This window comes from Neobacillus muris (assembly GCF_943193175.1).
Lineage (GTDB): Bacteria > Bacillota > Bacilli > Bacillales > Cytobacillaceae > Neobacillus > Neobacillus muris.
Genome location: NZ_CALPDF010000002.1, coordinates 166,119 through 188,943, shown reverse-complemented (window position 1 = coordinate 188,943; position 22,825 = coordinate 166,119). Strand labels below are relative to the sequence as shown.

Below are 22,825 nucleotides of genomic sequence, written 5' to 3'. Positions count from 1 at the left end.
AAATTGTATTTTTATGAAAATGTAACTGCCAAGCGGGCACTGGCCAGTTTTTCAACGGGAATTTCAACCGTTGTTTTCCTGGTCTTAATTTTGACTTCCAATTTTACTAGCTGGCCGTCATATTCAAGTAAAGTCCCCTCAAACGTTTTTTCCCCATTTATGGGTTCATAAGTTTTGATAAAGACATTTTTCCCAATTGCTTTTAGAAAATCTTTTTCCTTTTTTAATGGGCGCTCTGCTCCAGGTGATGATACTTCAAGAAAATAGTTATGAGGAATAGGGTCGACCTCATCAAGCTTTTCGCTTAGACGTTCACTGACAAGACCACAATCTTCAATGTCAACTCCGTTATCCTTATCGATGTACACGCGAAGAAACCAGCTTTTTCCTTCCTTCACATACTCGATATCCACTAATTCCAAGTCAAGTTCTTGAAAAATTGGTGCAGCCAGCTCTTCTACTACTTCTGTTATTTTGCTCATGCTAGACCTCCTTTTCCACCCATATTCTATGTAGTTGCTCCAAAAGCCATTAAAAAATCAAAGAAAGAAAACTGCTTAAACAACACGAAAGAGTGGGAGGGTCCCCACTCTTGTGCACGAGAGTATTTCTTAGTATTTCCAATAAAACTATAACATAATCAAGTACTATATGCAAATGTTATCCCTAATGCATGGCATTATGACAGCTAGAAAAGAGAAAGCTGATTCTGCTCCGGCAGGGATTCCAAACAGCCTTGTTTATCCAGATATTCGAGAATTGTTTTAGAAACTTTGCCGCGCTGCTGCAGGTCTTCTTTGGAAAGAAATTCGCCATCCTCCCTAGCTTTGACAATGTTAACAGCGGCATTCGTCCCTAGACCCGGAATTGAATTAAATGGAGGAATGAGCGTGTTCCCATCAATGATAAATTCAGCTGCATCTGACTTGTACAAATCATAATTCTGGAAGGAGTAGCCTCTTTCTGTCATTTCCAAGGCAAGTTCAAGAACAGTCAATAAGCTCTTTTCCTTATTGGATGCATCTAACCCTTTTGCATTTATTTCCTCGATTTTTGCCCGAATCGCTTCAGGGCCCCTCGTCATGGTTTCAAGATCGAAGTCTTCCGCACGGACAGTAAAGTATGCTGCATAGTATAACAATGGCAAATGGACTTTAAAATATGCGATTCTTACTGCCATTAGTACATAGGCAGCAGCGTGGGCTTTTGGGAACATGTATTTAATCTTTTTGCATGAATCAATATACCACTCTGGTACCTCGTTCCTGCGCATTTCGGCCTCCATTTCCTCTGTCAGTCCTTTCCCCTTACGGACTGACTCCATAATTTTAAACGCAAAGGATGGTTCAAGGCCTTGATATATCAAGTACACCATAATGTCATCCCGGCAGCCGATTACCTCACTTAAGGTACAGGTGCGATTGTGAATCAATTCTTGGGCATTTCCCAGCCATACATCAGTACCATGTGAGAGTCCAGAAATTTGCACAAGCTCAGAAAAGGTAGTGGGCTTTGTGTCCTCAAGCATTTGCCGGACAAATCTCGTTCCAAACTCAGGAATTCCTAACGTGCCTGTTTTACACATGATTTGTTCTTCCGTTACACCAAGTGATTCAGTGCCGCTAAAGATTTTCATGACTTCAGGATCATCAGTGGGGATCGTCTTCGGATCAATTCCACTCAAGTCTTGCAGCATCCGGATCACGGTCGGATCATCGTGGCCCAGGATATCTAATTTAAGAACATTGTCATGGATCGAATGGAAGTCAAAATGAGTAGTCCGCCATTCAGAGTTACGATCATCTGCTGGAAATTGAATCGGTGTAAAATCGAATACATCCATGTAGTCAGGGATAACGATGATTCCTCCCGGGTGTTGGCCGGTTGTTCTTTTTACACCAGTACAGCCAGATGCCAGTCTTTCAATTTCCGCACCGCGGATTTGAAGATTATGATCCTGCTGATAAGCTTTAACATATCCAAACGCCGTTTTATCAGCAACCGTTCCAATCGTTCCTGCACGGTAGACATTATCTTCACCGAACAATACCTTTGTATAGTTATGTGCCCTAGGTTGATATTCCCCTGAGAAGTTTAAGTCGATATCCGGAACCTTGTCCCCTTTAAAGCCAAGGAAGGTTTCAAATGGGATATCATGGCCGTCTTTCTTATATGTTGTACCGCATTGCGGACAGTCTTTATCTGGAAGGTCAAATCCGGAACCAACCGAACCATCATTAAAGAATTCAGAATGCTTGCAGATTGGACAAATATAATGCGGCGGCAGCGGATTGACTTCGGTAATTTCCGTCATAGTGGCAACCAATGAGGAACCGACAGAACCACGCGAACCAACTAGGTAGCCATCATTGAGTGATTTCTTTACCAGCTTGTGAGCAATCAAATAAATAACCGCAAATCCGTGCCCAATAATACTTTTTAATTCTTTTTCCAGACGGGCTTCCACAATTTCTGGCAGCGGGTCCCCATATATTTGATGGGCCATTGCATAGCTCATCCGGCGCATCTCCTCCTCGGCTCCTTCAATTTTCGGAGTATAGAGGTCGTCTTTTATCGGTTTAATGTCATCAATCATATCAGCAATTTTATTGGTATTTTCCACCACGATCTCTTTTGCCTTATCCTTGCCTAAAAAAGCAAAGGCATCAAGCATTTCGTTCGTAGTTCTAAAGTGAACATCCGGCAGTTCATGGCGGTTTAACGGATTAGCGCCACCCTGTGAACTAATTAAAATCTTCCGGTAGATCTTATCGTTCTCATTTAAATAATGCACATTTCCAGTAGCTACAACCGGAACCCCCAGTTTATCGCCTAAAGCAACAATATTGCTAATGATGGTTTCAAGTGCTTTTTCATCGCGGACCAGTTCCATTTCAAGCAATGGTGCATAAACTTCCTTTGGCATAACTTCCAGATAATCGTAAAAGCGGGCAGCCTCCTCGACTTCCTCGGGGGACTTTTGCATCATGCCCTCAAACACTTCTCCTTTATCACAAGCAGAGCCGACCAAGATTCCTTCTCTGTATTTTTGCAGGACGGACCTTGGAATTCTTGGCACACGGTAAAAATACTCGAGATGTGCGATTGAAATGATTTTAAACAGATTTTTTAGGCCTGCCTCCGTTTGAGCTAACAGGGTACAATGAAACGGACGAGCCCTTTGGTAAGCATTTCCCTGCCCCATATGCTCATTGAATTGGTCATGATATTCTATGCCCTTTTCTGAGGCATCCTTTAACATCTTCATCAGCAGATAGCCGGTCGCCTCGGCATCATAAATGGCCCGGTGATGCTGTGTTAATTCAATATCAAACTTTTTAGCCAGCGTATTTAATCGATGGTTCTTTAATTCCGGATAAAGAAAACGACCTAATTCCAGTGTATCAATAACAGGATTTTTCGCTTTATCCAATCCCATATTTTTGTAGCCGACATTTAAGAATCCCATATCAAAGGAAGCGTTATGTGCTACCAGTACGGCATCTTCGGCCCAATCATGGAATCTTTGCAGCACTTCCGGCACATCCGGTGCCGTTTGGACCATATCATCCGTAATACCTGTTAAATTGATCGTTGTAGCACTCAGCCGGTGGTGCGGATTGGCAAACGACTCGAAACGGTCAATTATTTCTCCGCCTTTGACCTTGACAGCCGCAAGTTCAATAATCGTGTCAAATACTGCTGAAAGTCCAGTGGTTTCAACGTCAAAGACCACAAACGTATCATCAGCCAATAATCGATGGTGATCATTATAGGCAATTGGAACACCATCATCAACTAAATTTGCCTCAACTCCATAAAGGATTTTAACACCATTCTTCTTGCCTGCACTGAATGCTTCTGGAAACGATTGGGCAACCGCATGGTCTGTAACTGCGATAGCTTTATGTCCCCATTTCTTTGCCTGTGCGACCAGGGCACTGACAGGGGTAACAGCATCCATCTGGCTCATTGGGGAATGAAGATGAAGTTCCACACGTTTCTCGTTGTCCGGTGCTGTATCCTTGCGCCCCAATGGCTTAAATTCATTAATATCGTTTGCAATCATAACGAGATCGCGGACAAATGTGTCGTTTTGGATGCTTCCTCTTACTTTCACCCACATGCCCTTTTTAACACGGGCAAATTGGGCCGCATCTTCTTTGTCGCGGGAAAACATTTTAACAATGATGGAACTGGTATAGTCCGTCATTTTAAAAGTCAATAGCGAACGCCCGCTTCTTAATTCACGTATTTCTGCGTCAAAAATGTAACCTTCTGCCACAATCCTGCGCTCTTCATCGACGATTTCAATTAAGCTGCGAAGTTCACTGTCATCTTTAATCGTGAGCCCGATGGTAAGAGGGCCCTCCGGAACATCTGTGCCTGCTTGTTCTTTCTCAGCCTCTTTCTTTTGCATTTCAACCATCGCTAAAAGGGCACGCTCAGAGTCTTCCTTTTGCTTGGCCTCTAAAAACTTCTGGTACTCCTCATTCATTTCTTCTGCTTTTAAGTCCGTTTCAAACGAAAAAGGCGGAAATCCAAACGATTGATAGATGTCACTGATTACTGCCGCATATTTTCGTTTTAAGGTGAGTCCTTCTGTATCATTGCGAACCGATACGGTCAGCTTGGTTCCGCTGATTTGCGGCATTTGCTCACTGAGTAATTTTAATAGGGGCGGTGCGATTCCATCGATTTGCTGGATACAATGGCTCCAGTAATCCAGGACCAATTGCGGTGCAATGGTTTTATCCAAAACTTTTATATCGTAGGAAACTTTGGCAATTTCAGCAAAAGCTCTCTCCAATCTTGAGGTAAATTGCATATAAATCTGATAAGGCAGTATTTTTTCAAATAAAAATTCAAAATGCCATTTCCTAGCTTTTTTTTCAACTAACATTCTTTCAATTTGTGCATTATTGAAGTGGATCATCACAGCATCCTCTGTTAATTGAAGCTGCTGGAGCAAGAGTAAGAATCGCTCTTTATTCCCTAAGGATAGACCGCTCAACGTTCTCTCTCCCATCTATATCTATATCTCTTTGTAGTGATTTCTAAAATGTAATTATAACACATGATTGCACTGGATTCGGCTTTATTCGACAGAAAACTTCATCCAGATTTGGAACCATAAAAAGTGCCCCTGCATCTTCCTGCAGGGGCGTTTCTTAGAATATCTTATTTTAAGAAAAATCTTTGAATGTCGTTCCATGTGACCACCAGCATTAATAGCATCAGAAGTGCAAAGCCAATAAAATGAACCATCCCTTCTTTTTGGCGGTCGATTGGCTTTCCTCTTACGGCTTCTATCGCAAAGAACATTAGTCTTCCGCCATCAAGAGCAGGAATTGGCAGTAAATTCATAATCCCAAGGTTGATACTTAAAATGCCGGCCCATTTCATTAAATAAAAGATTCCTGACTTGGCCACTTCATCTGTCGAAACATAAATTCCAACCGGCCCTGATAGAGCATCTATCGAGAATTGCCCAGTGATTAATTTACCCAAACTGACAAATATTTGAATGGTCCAGAAATAGGTTTCTTTGGCCGCAGCAGTCACAGCCTGGACGGGAGATTTTTCAACGGGACTATATACACCAATCATCCCCATCTTTTGATCTTCCACTATTTTTTCTTCTGGTGTTACTTGGATTTCTTTTTCTACACCGTTACGGACAATCGTAAAATCTAATTTATTATTTGGATTTTCCCTAATGATTTCAACGACATCATTCCAGCTTGAAATTTCTGACCCATCTATGCTTTGGACAATATCGCCCTCCTGAAGCCCCGCCGCCTTAGCGGCACCATCAGGAGTTATTTCTCCGAGTTTAGGTTCGTTTGTCTGGACACCTTGCAATAAGGCAATCACAATAAAGACAACAAACGCCAAAATGAAGTTATTCATTGGGCCAGCAAAAATGGTGATGAAGCGATGTCCCAGCGATTTGGAGGCGAATTGGCGGTCGATAGGGGCAATTTGCGATTCTACACCATTTTCGACAATAACGGCTTGCGGACTAACAGAAAAAGATGTTAAATGATCTTCATCATCTTCGGGGAAGCCCTTAATAATTAAATCCTTTTCAATATCTGCAAACTCGACTTCCACAATCCGGCAATTCGGGAATTTTTCTTTATTATTCAATATAATTTTTGATACTTTTTCCTCTTTGTCAAATAAAAGACCAATCCGGTAACCTGCTTTGATTTCGATCATTTCCGGATCCTCGCCTGCCATCCGGACATAGCCGCCAATTGGCAATAATCGGATGGTATAGGTTGTTTCCCCTTTTTTATGTGAGAAAACCTTAGGACCCATGCCAATCGCAAATTCACGGCAAAGAATTCCTGCCCGCTTTGCAAAAATAAAATGCCCTAACTCATGAAAAAAAACGAGTGCGCCAAAAATCACTATAAAAGCTAAAACTGTAGTCAACGATAAAACCACCTTTTTTTAGGTTAAAAAGTTTCACTTTTGCCATCATACATTCTAGCTCCGCCACCTCTTACGTGCGCTTCCGTTTTTTTACAGAAGTGAATGTACATATTGTCTAGTTTCTTTGTCAACCTCTTGAATCAAACTCAATTCCGGATGTTCAATCGGCTGATGCCGGATTAATGCTTTTTCAATTAATTCTTCAATTTGCAAAAACTTAATTTTCCCTTGTAAAAATGCAGCGACTGCTGCCTCATTTGCGGCATTTAAAACAGTTGGCATGGTGCCGCCTGTTTTTCCGGCAGAATAAGCAAACTCTAAACACCTGAATCTTTCAAAACTCATTTCCTGAAAATGCAGTGAACCTATCTTCGCCAAAGCAAGCCGATTGGCTGCAGGAAGCGGCAATCGATCAGGATAAGTAAGCGCAAATTGGATCGGCACCCGCATATCAGGAGTTCCTAACTGAGCGATGATGCTGCTGTCATGGAATTCTACCATGGAATGGATAATACTTTCCTTATGCATCAACACATCAATTTTCTCATATGGCATGTTAAACAGCCAATGGGCCTCTATTACTTCCAATCCCTTATTCATCATTGTAGCTGAATCAATGGTAATTTTTGCCCCCATGGACCAGTTTGGGTGGTTTAATGCTTCTTCAACCGTTACATCCACTAGCTCTTCTCGAGTACGGTCCCTAAAGCTTCCACCTGATGCTGTCAGAATCAGCCGCTCAATATTTTTATCCTTCTCCCCCTGAAGAGCTTGGAAAATAGCTGAATGTTCACTGTCTACCGGGAGAAGCGGAACTTGATGCTTTCTGGCGGCTTCAAGCACTAAATGTCCTGCTGTTACCAGTGTTTCTTTATTGGCAATCGCAATGGTTTTTCCAGCTTCGATCGCCTGCAAAGTCGGATTTAAGCCGACACTGCCAAGAACAGCATTCACAAGAATATCCGCCTTGTCAAACACCGCTGTTTCGATCAGACCTTCATCACCATATGTAACTTTAGTGCCAGGGAACTCTGCTTTCACTATATGATAATCGCCTTTAGTTTGTACAGAAACTAGCTCTGGACGAAACTCAAGGATAATTTTTCGAGCCAAATCAATATTTTTTCCAACCGAAAAGGCAGCCAGTTTAAAATCATTCGGATGCTGGCGGATAATATCTAAAGTTTGAGTGCCTATAGAACCTGATGCACCCAACAAACTGATTAACTTCAATTCCTTCATCTCCCATATTTCAAAAGGCACATCCTACATTTCTTCTACCATAAATGAAAAAAGTGCAATAATGGCCAAACAAATAATAAACTGTCAAAACGGTCTAATATTCCTCCATGTCCTGGAAGGATATTGCCGGAATCCTTCACATTGAAATGGCGTTTATAGGCAGATTGTACAAGATCGCCAATTTGTCCAAAAACGGATAATACCAATGTTACCCCCAAAAGGGTAATCGGTGCTGTATCCATATCGGCAAATGCTAGAAATAGGGCCGCTACAGCCATAGCGCAGACCACTCCGCCGATGGATCCTTCCACAGTTTTATTGGGGCTGATCTCTGGGAGCAATTTATTCCTCCCAAGCGCTTTTCCAATGAAATAGGCACCTGAATCAGTGGCCCAAATGATAAACAACGAGTAGAAGATATAGATCAGCCCGGCCTCTCTGGTCTCAATAAAAAAGTAAAACCCGATTCCCACATAAATCGCGGACTGGATGCAAAAAGCTGCATCTTCAAAGGTAAAACGATTTTTCGTAAGGACCGTATAGGTTAGTAACAAAAAAATAAATGCTATCGCAATTTCTATCCTTGAATAATAAAAATCTGCGATAAGTTCATCATATTGCTTAGGAAAAAGAATGATCCATAAAAATAAAACAGAAAGCATCCCATATGGCGAAAAGATGGACAATCCCTTCATCTTTAGCAATTCATATAACCCAATGCTTGCAAGCAAATAGGTGACTAACACGAAAGGCAGGCCGCCGTAAATAATAATTGGCAAAAATAGTGCCGCGGCTACAACTCCTGTAATAATTCTTTGCTTCATCTAATAGTTCAACACCTTTTTGGTTCACGTATTAATTCCCCCAAACCGGCGCTGCCGGCTTTGGTATGCTTCAATCGCTTCGATTAAATGTTCCTCACTGAAATCCGGCCATAAAACATCGGTAAACCAAAATTCCGAATAGGCTAGCTGCCATAGCATAAAGTTGCTTAAGCGAATTTCACCGCTTGTCCGAATTAATAAATCCGGATCCGCAAAATTTGAAGACATCAGATAGGATGAAAAAACTTCTTCATCTATATCTGTTTCTTTTAGTATACCACTATGATAATCGTTTAAGACTTGCTTAACAGCATCGAGAATTTCCGCCCTGCTGCCATAATTCAAGGCAAAATTAAGGATCAGCCCATTGTTGTTTTTTGTTTTTTCCATCGCTTGTTCAATAGCTCTTAGTGTGTGTTTCGGGAGCTGGTCTTTATACCCCATCATTTTCACCCGAACATTGTTTTCCACTAGTTCTGGAAGAAACGTATCCAAAAATTCTTCAGGCAATTTCATGATATAGTCCACTTCATTCTTCGGGCGTTTCCAATTTTCAGTTGAAAATGCATAGAGTGTTAAAGTTTTAATTCCTAAGTCGTTCGCCAGCATTGTCGTTTTACGGACAACCTTCATCCCCTCATGATGGCCTGCAATTCGCGGCAGAGCCCGTTTTTTAGCCCAGCGCCCATTGCCATCCATGATGATCGCCACATGTTCAGGAACAGGTCTCGCTTTTATTTGTTCTATTTTATCTCGGAGTGTGGAAGAGGATTTTTGATTCTTCCAAAGCTTCATCTTATTTAACATACTATTGCTCCTCAAATAAAGTATTGTTTCCTCCGATAATAAAGTGAAACTTAAGATTTGGCGGTTATGTAAAAAACAATAATAAATATGCTTTAATCATACCAAAAATGCAAGAAGATATCTCTTAAATTAACATATGTACAAGAGGATGATTTAAGAATAACGTTCAAAATCTTTCAAGTTTTCACTATAGCCAATAAAACTGCCTTAAATAGTTAAAAAACCCCCTAAAAAGAGGGTTGCATGCATTAAAATTACACTTCCATGATTTCTTTTTCTTTATCTTTGGTTATTTGATCAATTTTATTGATATGTTCATCTGTCAACTTTTGGATATCATCCGAAAATCCACGCAAGGCATCTTCTGTTATTTCGCCAGCTTTTTCGAGTTTTTTCAAATCATCATTGGCATCACGGCGAATATTGCGGACAGCAATTTTTGCTTCCTCAGATTCCTTTTTGACCAATTTCACGAGCTCTTTACGGCGTTCTTCTGTCAATTGAGGAATCGCAAGCCGAATAACAGAACCGTCATTTGTAGGATTTAAGCCCAAATCAGATTTCAAAATGGCTTTTTCAATATCTCCAAGAACGGACTTATCATATGGCTGAATAACAAGCAATCTAGCCTCTGGGGTAGTAATCCCCGCCATTTGATTGACTGGAGTTGGTGCACCGTAATAATCAATCGTAATTCGATCCAGCAATGATGCACTGGCTCTGCCAGCACGAATGGTAGCAAGTTCGCGAGTATACGCTTGGATTGCTTTAGTCATTCTTTCTTTTGCTTGATTAATAACTTGTTTAGCCATCAGTTTTTCCCCCTCACAACAGTTCCAATTTTTTCGCCTAAAACGGCTCGTTTAATATTTCCTTGTTCCATAATCGAGAAAACAATAAGCGGAATATCATTATCCATACATAGGGAAGAAGCTGTAGAATCCATAACCGCCAATCCTTCCTTGATAACATCCAGAAAGGATAAATCATCATATTTCGTGGCATTGGCATCCACTCGCGGATCTGCCGAATAAACGCCATCCACATTATTTTTAGCCATCAGGATGACTTCCGCATCAATTTCTGCTGCTCTTAAAGCTGCTGTGGTGTCTGTTGAAAAATAAGGATTACCCGTACCCGCTGCAAAAATAACGACCCTGCCTTTTTCAAGGTGGCGCATCGCCCGGCGTCTTATGTATGGTTCAGCTACCTGGCGCATTTCGATAGAGGTTTGAACCCTTGATTCGACTCCAAGCTGTTCTAAACTATCCTGGAGAGCCAGCGAGTTCATGACTGTTGCAAGCATTCCCATATAATCAGCTGTGGCTCTGTCCATCCCCATTTCGCTGCCGATTTTTCCGCGCCAAATATTGCCGCCGCCAACAACGACAGCCACTTCCACGCCAAGTTCAGCAATTTCTTTTACTTGAGTGGCAATTGATTTGATGATTGAAGGTTTAATCCCAAAGCCTGATTCACCAGCAAGCGCCTCTCCGCTTAATTTTAACACAACGCGTTTGTACTTAGGACCGTTCATATAAACCTCCATTAAATTATAGCTTATTCCTTTAAAAATAGGGAACACACATCGTGTCCCCTATTCACAAAATTATTGCAGTAACATTCCCATTTACCTTTTGGCTGGAGCTAGAGAATAGTTGACTATTTTCTATTTACTTGATTCATTACTTCCTCAGCAAAGTTATCTTCACGCTTTTCAATACCTTCGCCTACTTCGTAACGGACAAATTCACGAACAGATGCGCCTTTAGATTCAACATATTGGCGTACTTTTTGGTCTGGATTTTTGACAAATGTTTGGTCTAACAAACAAACATCTTCAAAATATTTTCCTAAACGTCCTTCTACCATTTTAGCCACGATATTCTCAGGTTTGCCCTCATTCAGAGCTTGCTGTGTTAATACTTGACGCTCATGCTCCACTTCTTCTTGAGACACTTGGTCACGGGATACATACTTAGGATTTAATGCTGCAATATGCATGGATACATCTTTGGCAGCATCTGCATCAGTAGTTCCTTCCAAAACAGTCAATACAGAAATGCGTCCGCCCATATGAAGGTAAGCGCCAAATGCGTCATTATCAGTTTTTGAAACAATGGTAAAACGGCGAAGAGTCAGTTTCTCACCGATTTTAGCGATCGCAGCGTTGATATGGTCAGCAACAGTCGCACCATTCTCCATCGTTTGAGCTAATGCTTCATCAACAGTTGCTGGTTTCTTAGCAAGCAGATGCTCTGCAACTTCTTTTACAAGTGTTTGGAAGCCTTCATTTTTCGCAACGAAGTCAGTCTCAGAGTTAACTTCTAAGATAACAGCATCGTTACCGTTAGTTTGAATAGAAGTTAATCCTTCAGCTGCAATACGGTCAGCCTTTTTAGCTGCTTTGGCGATTCCCTTTTCACGAAGATAATCAATTGCTTTATCCATATCTCCATTTGTTTCAGTTAATGCCTTTTTGCAGTCCATCATACCTGCGCCAGTTTTTTCACGTAGTTCTTTTACCATTTGAGCAGTAATTGCCATTCTATATTTCCTCCTTAAACTTTCTTATGTACTATATTCCTATCATAGCCATTAGGAATGAAGATAAACATTCTAGTTCACTACATTTTTTTCTTAAAAAAAGGTGATAAAGGGTCTCCCTCTTATCACCTTTTTAAAAAAGCATTCATTAAGCTGTAGGTTGTACCTCTTCACCTTGTTTTGCTTCAAGGATCGCATCAGCCATTTTGCCTGTTAAAAGCTTAACCGCACGGATAGCATCATCGTTTGCTGGAATTACGACATCGATTTCATCTGGATCGCAGTTCGTATCAACAATACCAACGATTGGAATGTTTAATTTTTTAGCTTCAGCCACTGCAATTCTCTCTTTACGAGGGTCGATAATGAACAGTGCATCAGGAAGCTGTTTCATATCTTTAATTCCGCCTAGGAATTTTTCAAGACGCTCTTGTTCTTTCTTTAATTGTACAACCTCTTTCTTAGGAAGTACATCGAAAGTGCCGTCTTCAGCCATTTTTTCAATGTCTTTTAAGCGGCCAATACGCTTTTGAATGGTTTCGAAGTTTGTTAAAGTACCACCTAACCAGCGATGGTTAACATAGTACATACCAGAACGTTCTGCTTCTTCTTTAACAGAATCTTGAGCTTGTTTCTTAGTACCTACAAATAGCATAGTACCGCCGTTAGCAGCAAGTTCCTTTACCCAGTTGTAAGCTTCTTCAACCTTCTTAACTGTTTTTTGAAGGTCGATGATGTAGATGCCGTTACGCTCAGTGAAGATATATTTCTTCATTTTAGGGTTCCAACGGCGAGTCTGGTGTCCAAAATGCACACCAGCTTCAAGCAATTGTTTCATAGAAATTACTGACATGATTGTTCCTCCTATTTGGTTTGATTTCCTCCGTCCAGCTCATCTTTGGCCAGAAACTGTTCTAACAGCACCATCTGTCCAAATCCCCGAACGTGTGTATTAACACCATGAATTACTATAGCATATGGTTTTTAAACAATCAAGAATTAGTTTCGAAAAAAAAATTCCCAGCCATGGCTGGGAACCAAGAAGATTTATTAATGAGATTTAAGCTTTTCCAGTTCTACAAGGAATTTATCATTAAGAACTTTAATGTAAGTTCCTTTCATTCCAAGAGAACGTGATTCAATAACCCCAGCACTCTCAAGTTTTCTTAGCGCGTTAACAATAACAGAGCGGGTAATTCCAACGCGGTCTGCAATTTTAGAAGCCACTAACAAGCCCTCATGGCCGTTTAATTCTTCAAAGATATGCTCAATGGCCTCAAGTTCACTGTAAGATAATGAACTGATTGCCATTTGTACAACAGCTTTGCTTCTCGCTTCTTCTTCAATCTCTTCTGATTTTTCACGCAAAATTTCCATTCCGACAACTGTTGCGCCGTATTCTGCAAGGATCAGGTCGTCATCATGGAATTTTTCATGCAAACGGGCAAGAATTAATGTTCCAAGCCGTTCGCCCCCGCCAATAATCGGTACAATGGTAGTTAAGCCTTCATTAAACAATTCTTTGTTTTCTACAGGAAATGCTGTATATTGGCTTTCAACACCAAGGTTTGGAGAAGTTTCTTTAATATCAAACAAACTATTGGTATATTCTTCTGGGAACTGGCGGTCTTCGAACATTTTCTTCATACGCTCGTTTTCAATTTGCTGATAAATCGAGAATCCTAAAAGTTTCCCGCGGCGGCTTACAATGTAAACATTCGCTTCAATTGTTTCGCTTAAAGTTTCAGCCATTTCTTTAAAGTTTACTGGCTTTCCTGCAGCTTTTTGCAGTAATACATTAATTCTTCGTGTCTTAGTAAGTAAATCCATCTGTTTCTTCCTCCTAAATTACAACAACCATTATTAAATTTTTATTTTTGATACTGCCAAAGCCTGTTTTCTAGTCCTGTTTATAAGATAAACTGACTCAGGTCTTTGTTTTTGGATATGGCTCCAAGTTTTTCATCCACATACTGCGGGGTAATGGTGACTTTCTCCATGGAAATGTCTGGCGCTTCGAAGGAGAGTTCCTCCAGCAGTTTTTCCAAAATGGTATGCAGCCGCCTTGCTCCAATATTATCGGTATTTTGATTCACATCGAAAGCGATTTCGGCTATTCTACGAATAGCATCGTCAGAAAATTCAATTTGTATACCTTCCGTTTCCAATAATGCTTGATATTGTTTAATCAAAGCATTATCCGGTTCTACTAATATCCGGTAAAAGTCATCGACTGTAAGCTTTGTCAACTCAACACGGATTGGAAATCTCCCTTGAAGTTCAGGAATTAAATCAGAAGGCTTTGCAATATGGAAAGCCCCAGCAGCAATAAATAATACATGATCCGTTTTGATTGGCCCATATTTCGTTACAACCGTCGAACCTTCCACAACAGGAAGAATATCTCTTTGAACACCTTCCCTGGAAACATCTGCGGACGAACCGCCATGATTTTTGCTGGCAATTTTATCGATTTCATCGATAAAAATGATTCCATTTTGTTCTGCACGGAAGATTGCTTCGCTTGTCACTTCATCCATATCAATCAGTTTGGAGGCTTCCTCGTTCGTTAACACTTTTCGTGCCTCACGAACCGTCAGCTTTCTTTTTTTGTGTTTTTTGGGCATAAAGCTGCTAAGCGCATCCTGCATATTCATTCCCATTTGTTCAATACCTGAGCCTTGCAGCAAATCAAACATGGAAGGGGTTTGCTCCTCCACTTCGACCGTAACAATTTCATCTTCCAATTGGCCTAAAGCTAATTTTTCTTTGACAATTTTCCGTTTTTCATAAACGGAATAATCTTCTTGCGGGGAATCTTGTTCCTGGGTTTGATTCCCTCCGCCAAATAGCATTTCTAATGGATTCTTATAGTTTGAAGATTTTTTAGATGACGGCACTAACAGTTCCACCAGTCTGCTATTGGCATTTTCTTCTGCCCGTTCCTTGACGCTTTGCATCCGTTCTTCTTTGACAAGACGAACAGAGGTTTCGGCTAAGTCACGTACCATTGACTCTACATCACGGCCAACATAACCAACTTCAGTAAATTTTGTAGCCTCTACTTTAATGAATGGGGCGCCCACCAGTTTGGCAATTCTTCTGGCAATTTCCGTTTTCCCTACCCCAGTCGGTCCTATCATTAAAATATTCTTAGGAATAATTTCTTCCCGAAGCTTTTCAGTCAACAGGCCCCTTCTATATCGATTCCGGAGTGCAACAGCAACAGCTTTCTTCGCATCCTTTTGCCCAATAATATACTGATCAAGTTTCTCTACAATTTGACGGGGGGTTAAATCAGTTGTTCTGGCCATTTATGAAAACTCCTTCCCGTTATAATTCTTCAACAATGATATTATGGTTGGTGTAAACACATATGTCTGCAGCTATTTCCAAAGCAGCTTTTGCGATTTCCTTTGCTGATAAATGCTCCCCTGAATAGCTTTTTAAGGCCCGGCCAGCTGCTAATGCATAGTTGCCTCCTGAACCAATGGCAAGGATCCCGTCATCCGGTTCAATGACTTCCCCAGTACCCGAAACCAGTAACAAGCTCTCCTGATCCATGACAATCAACATGGCCTCAAGTTTTCTAAGGACTTTATCGCTTCTCCATTCTTTCGCTAGCTCTACAGCAGCTCTTTGCAGGTTTCCATTGAACTCCTCCAATTTACCTTCAAACAGTTCAAACAGTGTAAACGCATCGGCAACAGAGCCTGCGAATCCTGCCAAAACCCGGCCATTAAAAATTTTCCTGACCTTTCTTGCTGTATGCTTCATTACTACCGCGTTTCCCATTGTTACTTGTCCGTCACCAGCCATCGAACATTTCCCGTTATGATGAATGGCAAATATCGTTGTCGCATGAAATTGGTCCATTTTTGCTGTTCCTCCTTGTCGGGAGCATTTTCTTCTGTTACCTGCTATATAACATATGTATCAAAGTTATCCTATTACCATGATGATCCAAACTTTATTCCGTTATTACTGTGGGATAAAATCTCCTCAAAAGCAGTCACTTTTTTTCGCGCATACTTGAAGATGCAGAAGATTTCTTTGTACAAACGTTTCCTTTTATGTTACATATCCTTGTTCATACTTGAACAAAGGAATTCACTGATATCATGTTGATAATAATCAATTTGTATTTTGAGGAATTGAGCTCTATTTGTAAATACAGATTCCATAAAGTTTATAAAATATTCACAATACAGAAATCTCCCTCAGTCAATGGCTACTAAATAGTATCACAATTCAACAGCGCTTGCAATAAATTTTACAAAACCTTCACAAAGTTCTGAATTGTTTTTGATGCATCATTATCTTACAGTCTAACTTACCCAGACTAGACTCTAAATAGCAACCCCCTAAGCTTCCCTAAAAATAAAGTCCATTTTGCATTTTACTATACGAATGAAAAACAAAAAAGTTTTTTGTCTTATACAGAATAGTTAAACTTCAATACAAACCATAAGAGTGGACTTTGCCCACTCTTATGCTTGAGGTTCTTCCTTATAATCACAGGAGATGCATTGAACCTGGACACCTTTTTTCAATTTTTTCTCAACAAGAAGCCCTTCGCATTTCGGACAACTTCTCGGCAGGGGCTTATCCCAAGAAATAAAATCACATTCTGGGAATCGGCTGCAGCCGTAGAAAATCCTCCGCTTCTTGCTCTTCCTTTCAACAATAGTCCCTTCATGGCAATTAGGGCATGTAACCCCTATTTCTTTAATGATTGGCTTGGTATTTCTACAATCAGGGAAATTGCTGCAAGCCATAAATTTACCATATCGGCCCATTTTAAATACCATCGGGCTGCCGCAGTTTTCACAGTCCTCACCGGCCGGCTCATCCTTAATTTCTACTTTCTCCATTTCTTGTTCAGCTATTTTCAAATGCTTTTCGAATTCTTGGTAAAATTCGTCAATTACTCGAACCCACGGAACTTTGCCTTCCTCAACATTATCCAGTCCCTGTTCCATTTTAGCTGTAAATTCAACATCTAAAATCTCCGGGAAAAATTCAAGCATTAATTCATTAATGATTTCGCCTAATTCTGTCGGAACAAACCGCTTATTATCCAGGGCCACATAGCCCCGCTTTTGAATGGTGTCCAATGTCGGTGCATAGGTGGACGGACGGCCTATTCCAAGTTCTTCTAGTGTTTTTACTAATCTGGCCTCAGTATAACGCGGCGGCGGCTGAGTAAAGTGCTGTTTCGGCTCAATATCCTTTTGGAACACTTCATCCCCTTCCCGTAAATCAGGAAGCATTTTGTTTGACTCCTCGACTTGGTCATCCGTTCCTTCCACATATACCTTCATAAAACCCGGGAACTTTATTTTTGAACCTGTTGCCCGGAAGACCACATCGCCATTTTGCAAGTCAACACTCATCGTGTCCATTACTGCCTGTGCCATTTGGCTCGCTAAAAAGCGCTCCCAAATCAGCTTATAAAGCCGCAGCTGGTCTCTTGAAAGGTGTTCCTTTAAACTATTAGGGTCTCTAAACGTACTTGTTGGACGTATTGCCTCATGGGCATCCTGTGCATTTGCCTGCTGTTTCTCCCGCTTTTGTTCCGTCTTTAAGAATTGATCACCAAATTCGGATTTAATATACTCAACAGCTTCTGACTGGGCAACTTCTGAAATCCGGGTGGAATCTGTTCTCATGTAGGTAATTAAACCAACAGTCCCTTCTTTTCCAAGTTCAATCCCTTCATACAGCTGCTGGGCAAGCATCATCGTCTTTTTGGCCCGGAAATTTAATTTTCTGGCAGCCTCCTGTTGTAGCGAGGATGTGGTAAAAGGAGGAGCCGGATTCCTTCTCCGTTCCTTTTTAGCCACGGAAGTGACCGTGAATTTATTGCCTTTTAATTGCTTTAAAATTTCTTGAACAGCTTGTTCTGAGCCCAATTCATTTTTATTCTTGCCGGCAATGCTATGGAAACTGGCACTAAAATGATCTTTCCCCTTTAAAAAATCCCCATCAATTGTCCAATACTCTTCTGGTACAAATGCTTGAATCTCTTTTTCTCGATCAATAATCAGTCTTACAGCTACCGATTGCACGCGTCCAGCACTTAAACCTTTTTTCACTTTTTTCCAAAGTAACGGGCTGATATTATATCCGACGAGACGGTCTAAAATTCTTCGTGCCTGCTGGGCATCTACCAAATCCATATTAATGGGACGGGGATGTTTAAAGGATTCCTTTATCGCATCCTTGGTGATTTCATTGAAAACCACTCGGCAGTCCGTGTTAATATCCACGTCCAAACTATGGGCCAAATGCCAAGCGATCGCTTCCCCTTCTCTGTCAGGGTCGGCTGCAAGATAAACTTTTTTTGCTTTTTTGGCCGCAGATTTTAAATCTTTTAAGACGGGGCCTTTCCCCCGAATGGTAATATATTTTGGTTCGTAATTATTCTCAACGTCAACGCCCGTTTGACTGCGGGGCAAATCCCGGACATGGCCCATTGAGGCTTTAACTTTATATTTGCTTCCTAAATATCGTTCTATCGTTTTCGCTTTTGCAGGCGACTCAACGATCACAAGATAATCTGACATTCTAAAAAGTCCTCCTTAAGAGGGAAGTGTTAAGCGAGTAGATCCGGCAGCAGCCTTATTCTATTATGCTTATCATTGGGAAGGTTTCTAAATTCAGTTATTTCAACTTTTCTTTAAAAAAATACCTTTTACAAAACTCCCCTATCCCAGTCTAGTTAAATTCTATATTTATTGGCACGATAAAATGCATTATTTCAAGTCATTCTTTTTTTCGAACATCTGTTGGAAAATGTAATACATATTAGAAAGAATTTCAACCTTTTTAGCAGTTTTTTTTCACTTTTTTGAAAAAGCTTCAATAAATCGAAATATTTTCCTTGCTGTTTCTTTCCATTTTATCTTATTTCTTCCAATATATCAGATGCACATGTTACTAATTTTGCCCCCTGCTGAATTAATTCATTTGCCCCAACAGAAAAAGGATTAAATATGCTTCCGGGCAGCGAGAACACCTCCCGCCCTTCATTAACGGCATAATTTGCGGTAATCAAGGAGCCGCTTTTCCGCTTTGCTTCAATAATAAATGTTCCGCGGCTCATCCCGCTAATAATACGATTTCTGGCCGGAAAATGCCATCTTTGCGGTTTGGTATTTGGCGGGTATTCAGAGACGACAAGCTGTGTCTTCATTAATTCCATAGCTAAGTTGAGATTCTCCTTTGGATAAATATGATAGAGGCCGCCTGCAATTACGGCTATTGTATGGCCGCCATTTTTAACCGCATACTCATGAGCAAGCGCATCAATTCCTCGGGCCAGCCCGCTTACAATGACAATATCATTTTCTATTAATTCAGGGAAGATTAAACGGATCGCATTTTTCCCATATTGCGTTGCCTGTCTTGACCCAACAACAGCAAGTAATGTTTCTTTTTTAAGCAGGGAAACATTTCCTTTTACAAATAATGCCCAAGGCGGCTGGTAGATTTCTTTTAAATAGGGAGGATACTCCGTGTCAAAGATTGTGATAACGGATATATCATTAGATTGATATTGGCGGATTTGTTCATGTAAGCTGTCTGGATAAAGGGAAGTAATGATGGGCTTGGATGCTGGAGCGGCACCGAGGGAAAGTTCGAGCTGCAAGCTGGCAGGGGAGGGTTGAAAGTTTTGAAGCTTCGGGTCTTTTTTCAGGACTTGATAGACATAGTTCCAGGTACAATTCGGATAATGAAGCAAAGCAATCAGTTTTTCTTTAAATTCATCCATTCATGTATCTCCTCCTTAAGGATAAACAAATAGCCCCTCACTATACGAGGGACTATCTGCCTAATTCTAGTAGACTGTGATTAGTGAGTTTTACACTTTTCATAGAGTCCTTTTTCTTTAAGGACCTCAATTAACGTTTCACCCATAACCGCAGGAGTCTCTGCAACTTTAATTCCAGCTGCATTCATGGCTTTAATTTTTTCATCGGCTGTTCCTTTGCCGCCGGAAATAATCGCACCAGCATGGCCCATGCGCTTTCCTGGAGGTGCAGTGCGTCCGCCGATAAAGCCTACCACTGGTTTAGTCATGTTTGCTTTAACCCATTCTGCAGCTTCTTCTTCCGCCGTGCCGCCGATTTCACCAATCATGATCACAGCATAGGTTTCTGGGTCTTCATTAAAGGCTTTTAATACATCAATAAAGTTTGTCCCATTAACAGGGTCGCCGCCAATACCAACTGCAGTTGTTTGGCCGATTCCCGCCTGTGTTAGCTGATGAACTGCCTCGTATGTTAAGGTTCCGGAGCGAGATACAACTCCTACATGTCCTTTTTTATGAATATATCCTGGCATGATACCAATTTTGCATTCATCAGCCGTAATGACACCAGGGCAGTTAGGACCCACCAGACGAGTTTTCTTTCCTTCCATATACCGCTTAACTTTTACCATATCTAGTACTGGAATATGCTCGGTAATACAAATAACTAAATCTAGTTCCGCATCTACTGCCTCAATAATAGAATCTGCAGCAAATGGAGCTGGCACATAAACAACAGAAGCGTTGGCACCGGTTGCTGCTGCCGCTTCTCGTACAGTATTAAATACAGGTACTCCTTCAACCTCTTGACCGCCCTTGCCTGGAGAGGTACCGCCGACAATTTTTGTTCCGTATTCCAGCATTTGTTTTGTATGGAACCGCGCAGTTCCGCCAGTGATTCCTTGAACAATTACTTTTGTATCTTTATTAATAAAAACACTCACGATTAATTCCCCTTTCGTTCGATCCTATTTCACTAATGAAACGATTTTTTGAGCACCGTCTGCCATGGATTCTGCTGCAAGGATGTTAAGTCCTGACTCAGAAAGGATTTTCTTCCCTAAGTCCACATTTGTCCCTTCTAAACGAACAACAAGAGGAATGGAAAGTCCTACTTGTTTAGCCGCCTCAACAACACCTTCAGCAATAACATCACATTTCATGATTCCGCCAAAGATATTGACAAAAATACCTTTTACGTTTGGATCTGAAAGGATAATTTTAAATGCTTCTGTCACTTTTTCAGCTGTAGCGCCGCCGCCAACATCAAGGAAGTTAGCAGGGTCACCGCCATAGTGCTTGATGATATCCATCGTCGCCATCGCAAGTCCTGCGCCATTTACCATACAGCCGATATTTCCATCTAATGCAATATAGCTTAAATCATATTTAGAGGCTTCAATTTCTTTTGGATCTTCCTCTTCTAAATCACGATATTCCAGTACATCCTTTTGGCGGAATAAAGCATTGGAATCGAAATTCAATTTGGCATCAAGGGCCATTACTTTTCCATCTCCCGTAACGACGAGAGGATTGATCTCAGCAATTGAGCAATCTTTATCAACATATGCATGGTATAATCCAGTCATAAACTTGACTGCCTGGCTAACAAGCTCTTTTGGGATATTAATATTAAAGGCTAACCGGCGTGCTTGATACGGCATTAAACCAAGAACTGGATCAATTTCTTCTTTGAAAATTTTCTCTGGTGTTTTGGCTGCAACCTCTTCGATTTCAGTGCCGCCTTCTTCAGAGCCCATCAGAACCACTCTGGAGGTTGCCCGGTCCAATACCAAGCCTACATAGTATTCCTTTTTAATATCGCAGCCTTCTTCAATTAGGAGGCGTTTTACTTCTTTTCCTTCAGGACCGGTCTGGTGGGTGACTAAGGTTTTCCCCAAAATTTCACTAGCATATGTACGGACCTCATCTAGGTTCTTTGCCACTTTAACCCCACCGGCTTTTCCCCGTCCGCCGGCGTGAATTTGTGCTTTAACCACACAAACCTGTGTGCCTAATTCTTTTGCGGCTTCAACCGCTTCTTCAACCGTGAATGCCACTTTACCATTTGGAACGGTAACCCCATATTTTCTGAGGATTTCTTTCCCTTGATACTCATGGATATTCATTTCCCATCCTCCTAAAATCATACTCTTTGAAAAATTGACTCCGTTTTCATTTTATATAATGAAACATACCTTGTCTACTTTTTAGTTCAAAAAATTATACTCATCTTAATATTATGAATAATTAAATCCCATTAAAAGCACGTAAAAATAACCTTACCATTCTATTCTAGTATTTTATAACCATAATAAAAAAAAGGGCTGACCGCCCTTTTTTAGTTGATATGCATGCCCATTACCTCTTTTACTGGCGCAAAGCTTTTTCGATGGTAAGGAGTAATGCCAAATGTGCGAAGGGCGTCCAGATGCTCCTTTGTCCCATAGCCCGCATTATGGTCAAAACCATAAGCTGGGTATGCAGCTGCAAGCTCCTTCATGAAACGGTCTCTTGCTACCTTAGCAACGATTGATGCCGCAGCAATGGAAACACTTTTAGCATCCCCTTTCACAATGGATTCTGAAGGAAAGGGTGCTGCTAATTTCATTGCATCAATCAGCAAGAAATCCGGTACAGGCGTTAAGGCCGCAATGGCTGTTTTCATTGCTTTTTTCGTAGCTTCATAGATGTTGATTTCATCAATTTCTTGTGCATCTATCATGCAAACACTGACCGCCAAAGCCTCATTCCTGATGACAGCATCGTACTCTATGCGTTTCTTTTCGGTAAGCTTTTTTGAATCATCAATTCCTGGCAAAAAAAAGTCCCCGGGCAAGATCACTGCGGCCGTCACTACAGGGCCTGCAAGCGGCCCCCTGCCAACTTCATCAACACCAGCTATCAGCTGAAAGCCTTGGGATCGATACAATCGTTCATAATGGGTCATTTCATAAAATTTAGCTTCAAGGATTTTTTCCTGTTCCTTTTGTTTTTTCCATCTTAACACAAGCGATTGTACACCTTTGCGTTCGTCCTGTTCGAGTTCCTGGATAAATGGTTCTGTGTCAGCTATGTTGTTTTTTAACATCTGTTCAATTTCTGAGATTGATTTCAGTTTCATCATCTACACCTGTTCATTTAA

General features: G+C 41.0%; 18 protein-coding genes. All 18 read right to left on the bottom strand.

From position 1 onward, the window contains the following. Positions 1-11: 11 nt before the first annotated feature. The 18 genes from rimP to NFS43_RS02225 all read right to left on the bottom strand — a co-directional run bounded on the left by rimP (position 12) and on the right by NFS43_RS02225 (position 22,804). On the bottom strand, positions 12-482 hold the full coding sequence (rimP, locus tag NFS43_RS02310) for a ribosome maturation factor RimP (protein WP_251549149.1): 471 nt from the start codon (positions 480-482) through the stop codon (positions 12-14). 206 nt (positions 483-688) lie between these two features. Further along, entirely contained in the window at positions 689-5,029 is a 4,341-nt protein-coding gene (locus tag NFS43_RS02305; RefSeq protein WP_251549148.1) for a PolC-type DNA polymerase III, read from the bottom strand. Positions 5,030-5,181: 152 nt separating this feature from the next. After that, complete coding sequence (gene rseP / locus NFS43_RS02300) at positions 5,182-6,444, bottom strand: RIP metalloprotease RseP (protein WP_251549147.1); 1,263 nt, start codon at positions 6,442-6,444, stop codon at positions 5,182-5,184. 90 nt (positions 6,445-6,534) lie between these two features. Continuing rightward, complete coding sequence (gene dxr, locus NFS43_RS02295; RefSeq protein WP_251549146.1) at positions 6,535-7,677, bottom strand: 1-deoxy-D-xylulose-5-phosphate reductoisomerase; 1,143 nt, start codon at positions 7,675-7,677, stop codon at positions 6,535-6,537. A 44-nt stretch (positions 7,678-7,721) separates the two neighbouring features. Next, positions 7,722-8,510 (bottom strand): phosphatidate cytidylyltransferase, encoded by a 789-nt coding sequence (locus tag NFS43_RS02290; protein WP_251549145.1) that lies wholly within the window; start codon positions 8,508-8,510, stop codon positions 7,722-7,724. Between the two features lie 24 nt (positions 8,511-8,534). Next, positions 8,535-9,317, bottom strand: a complete 783-nt coding sequence (locus NFS43_RS02285) for an isoprenyl transferase (protein WP_251549144.1) — start codon at positions 9,315-9,317, stop codon at positions 8,535-8,537. Positions 9,318-9,571: 254 nt separating this feature from the next. Further along, positions 9,572-10,129 carry a ribosome recycling factor gene (gene frr / locus NFS43_RS02280; RefSeq protein ID WP_251549143.1) on the bottom strand — a complete coding sequence of 186 codons (558 nt, stop codon included), beginning with the start codon at positions 10,127-10,129 and terminating at the stop codon, positions 9,572-9,574. Next, positions 10,129-10,854: a UMP kinase gene (gene pyrH / locus NFS43_RS02275; RefSeq protein ID WP_251549142.1), complete on the bottom strand. Its 726-nt coding sequence runs from the start codon at positions 10,852-10,854 to the stop codon at positions 10,129-10,131. Before pyrH ends, frr begins: the two co-directional genes overlap by 1 nt. A gap of 125 nt (positions 10,855-10,979) precedes the next feature. Continuing rightward, entirely contained in the window at positions 10,980-11,864 is an 885-nt protein-coding gene (gene tsf / locus NFS43_RS02270; RefSeq protein WP_251549141.1) for a translation elongation factor Ts, read from the bottom strand. A 148-nt stretch (positions 11,865-12,012) separates the two neighbouring features. Then, complete coding sequence (rpsB, locus tag NFS43_RS02265; RefSeq protein ID WP_251549140.1) at positions 12,013-12,717, bottom strand: 30S ribosomal protein S2; 705 nt, start codon at positions 12,715-12,717, stop codon at positions 12,013-12,015. A gap of 197 nt (positions 12,718-12,914) precedes the next feature. Then, positions 12,915-13,694: a GTP-sensing pleiotropic transcriptional regulator CodY gene (gene codY, locus NFS43_RS02260; protein ID WP_251549139.1), complete on the bottom strand. Its 780-nt coding sequence runs from the start codon at positions 13,692-13,694 to the stop codon at positions 12,915-12,917. Positions 13,695-13,774: 80 nt separating this feature from the next. Continuing rightward, the gene (gene hslU / locus NFS43_RS02255; protein ID WP_251549138.1) at positions 13,775-15,178 is read right to left on the bottom strand and encodes an HslU--HslV peptidase ATPase subunit; all 1,404 of its coding nucleotides are present in this window, start codon (positions 15,176-15,178) and stop codon (positions 13,775-13,777) included. A gap of 19 nt (positions 15,179-15,197) precedes the next feature. Further along, positions 15,198-15,740: an ATP-dependent protease subunit HslV gene (hslV, locus tag NFS43_RS02250; protein ID WP_251549137.1), complete on the bottom strand. Its 543-nt coding sequence runs from the start codon at positions 15,738-15,740 to the stop codon at positions 15,198-15,200. Between the two features lie 614 nt (positions 15,741-16,354). Beyond that, entirely contained in the window at positions 16,355-18,433 is a 2,079-nt protein-coding gene (gene topA, locus NFS43_RS02245; RefSeq protein ID WP_251549136.1) for a type I DNA topoisomerase, read from the bottom strand. 335 nt (positions 18,434-18,768) lie between these two features. Then, positions 18,769-19,641, bottom strand: coding sequence for a DNA-processing protein DprA (gene dprA / locus NFS43_RS02240; protein WP_251549135.1), 873 nt, complete (start codon positions 19,639-19,641; stop codon positions 18,769-18,771). 80 nt (positions 19,642-19,721) lie between these two features. Beyond that, a complete protein-coding gene (gene sucD / locus NFS43_RS02235; protein ID WP_251549134.1) occupies positions 19,722-20,624 on the bottom strand; it encodes a succinate--CoA ligase subunit alpha in 903 nt (300 codons plus the stop codon). A 24-nt stretch (positions 20,625-20,648) separates the two neighbouring features. Continuing rightward, positions 20,649-21,809, bottom strand: a complete 1,161-nt coding sequence (gene sucC / locus NFS43_RS02230) for an ADP-forming succinate--CoA ligase subunit beta (protein WP_251549133.1) — start codon at positions 21,807-21,809, stop codon at positions 20,649-20,651. A 212-nt stretch (positions 21,810-22,021) separates the two neighbouring features. Continuing rightward, the gene (locus tag NFS43_RS02225; RefSeq protein WP_251549249.1) at positions 22,022-22,804 is read right to left on the bottom strand and encodes a ribonuclease HII; all 783 of its coding nucleotides are present in this window, start codon (positions 22,802-22,804) and stop codon (positions 22,022-22,024) included. Between the last annotated feature and the right edge of the window lie 21 nt (positions 22,805-22,825).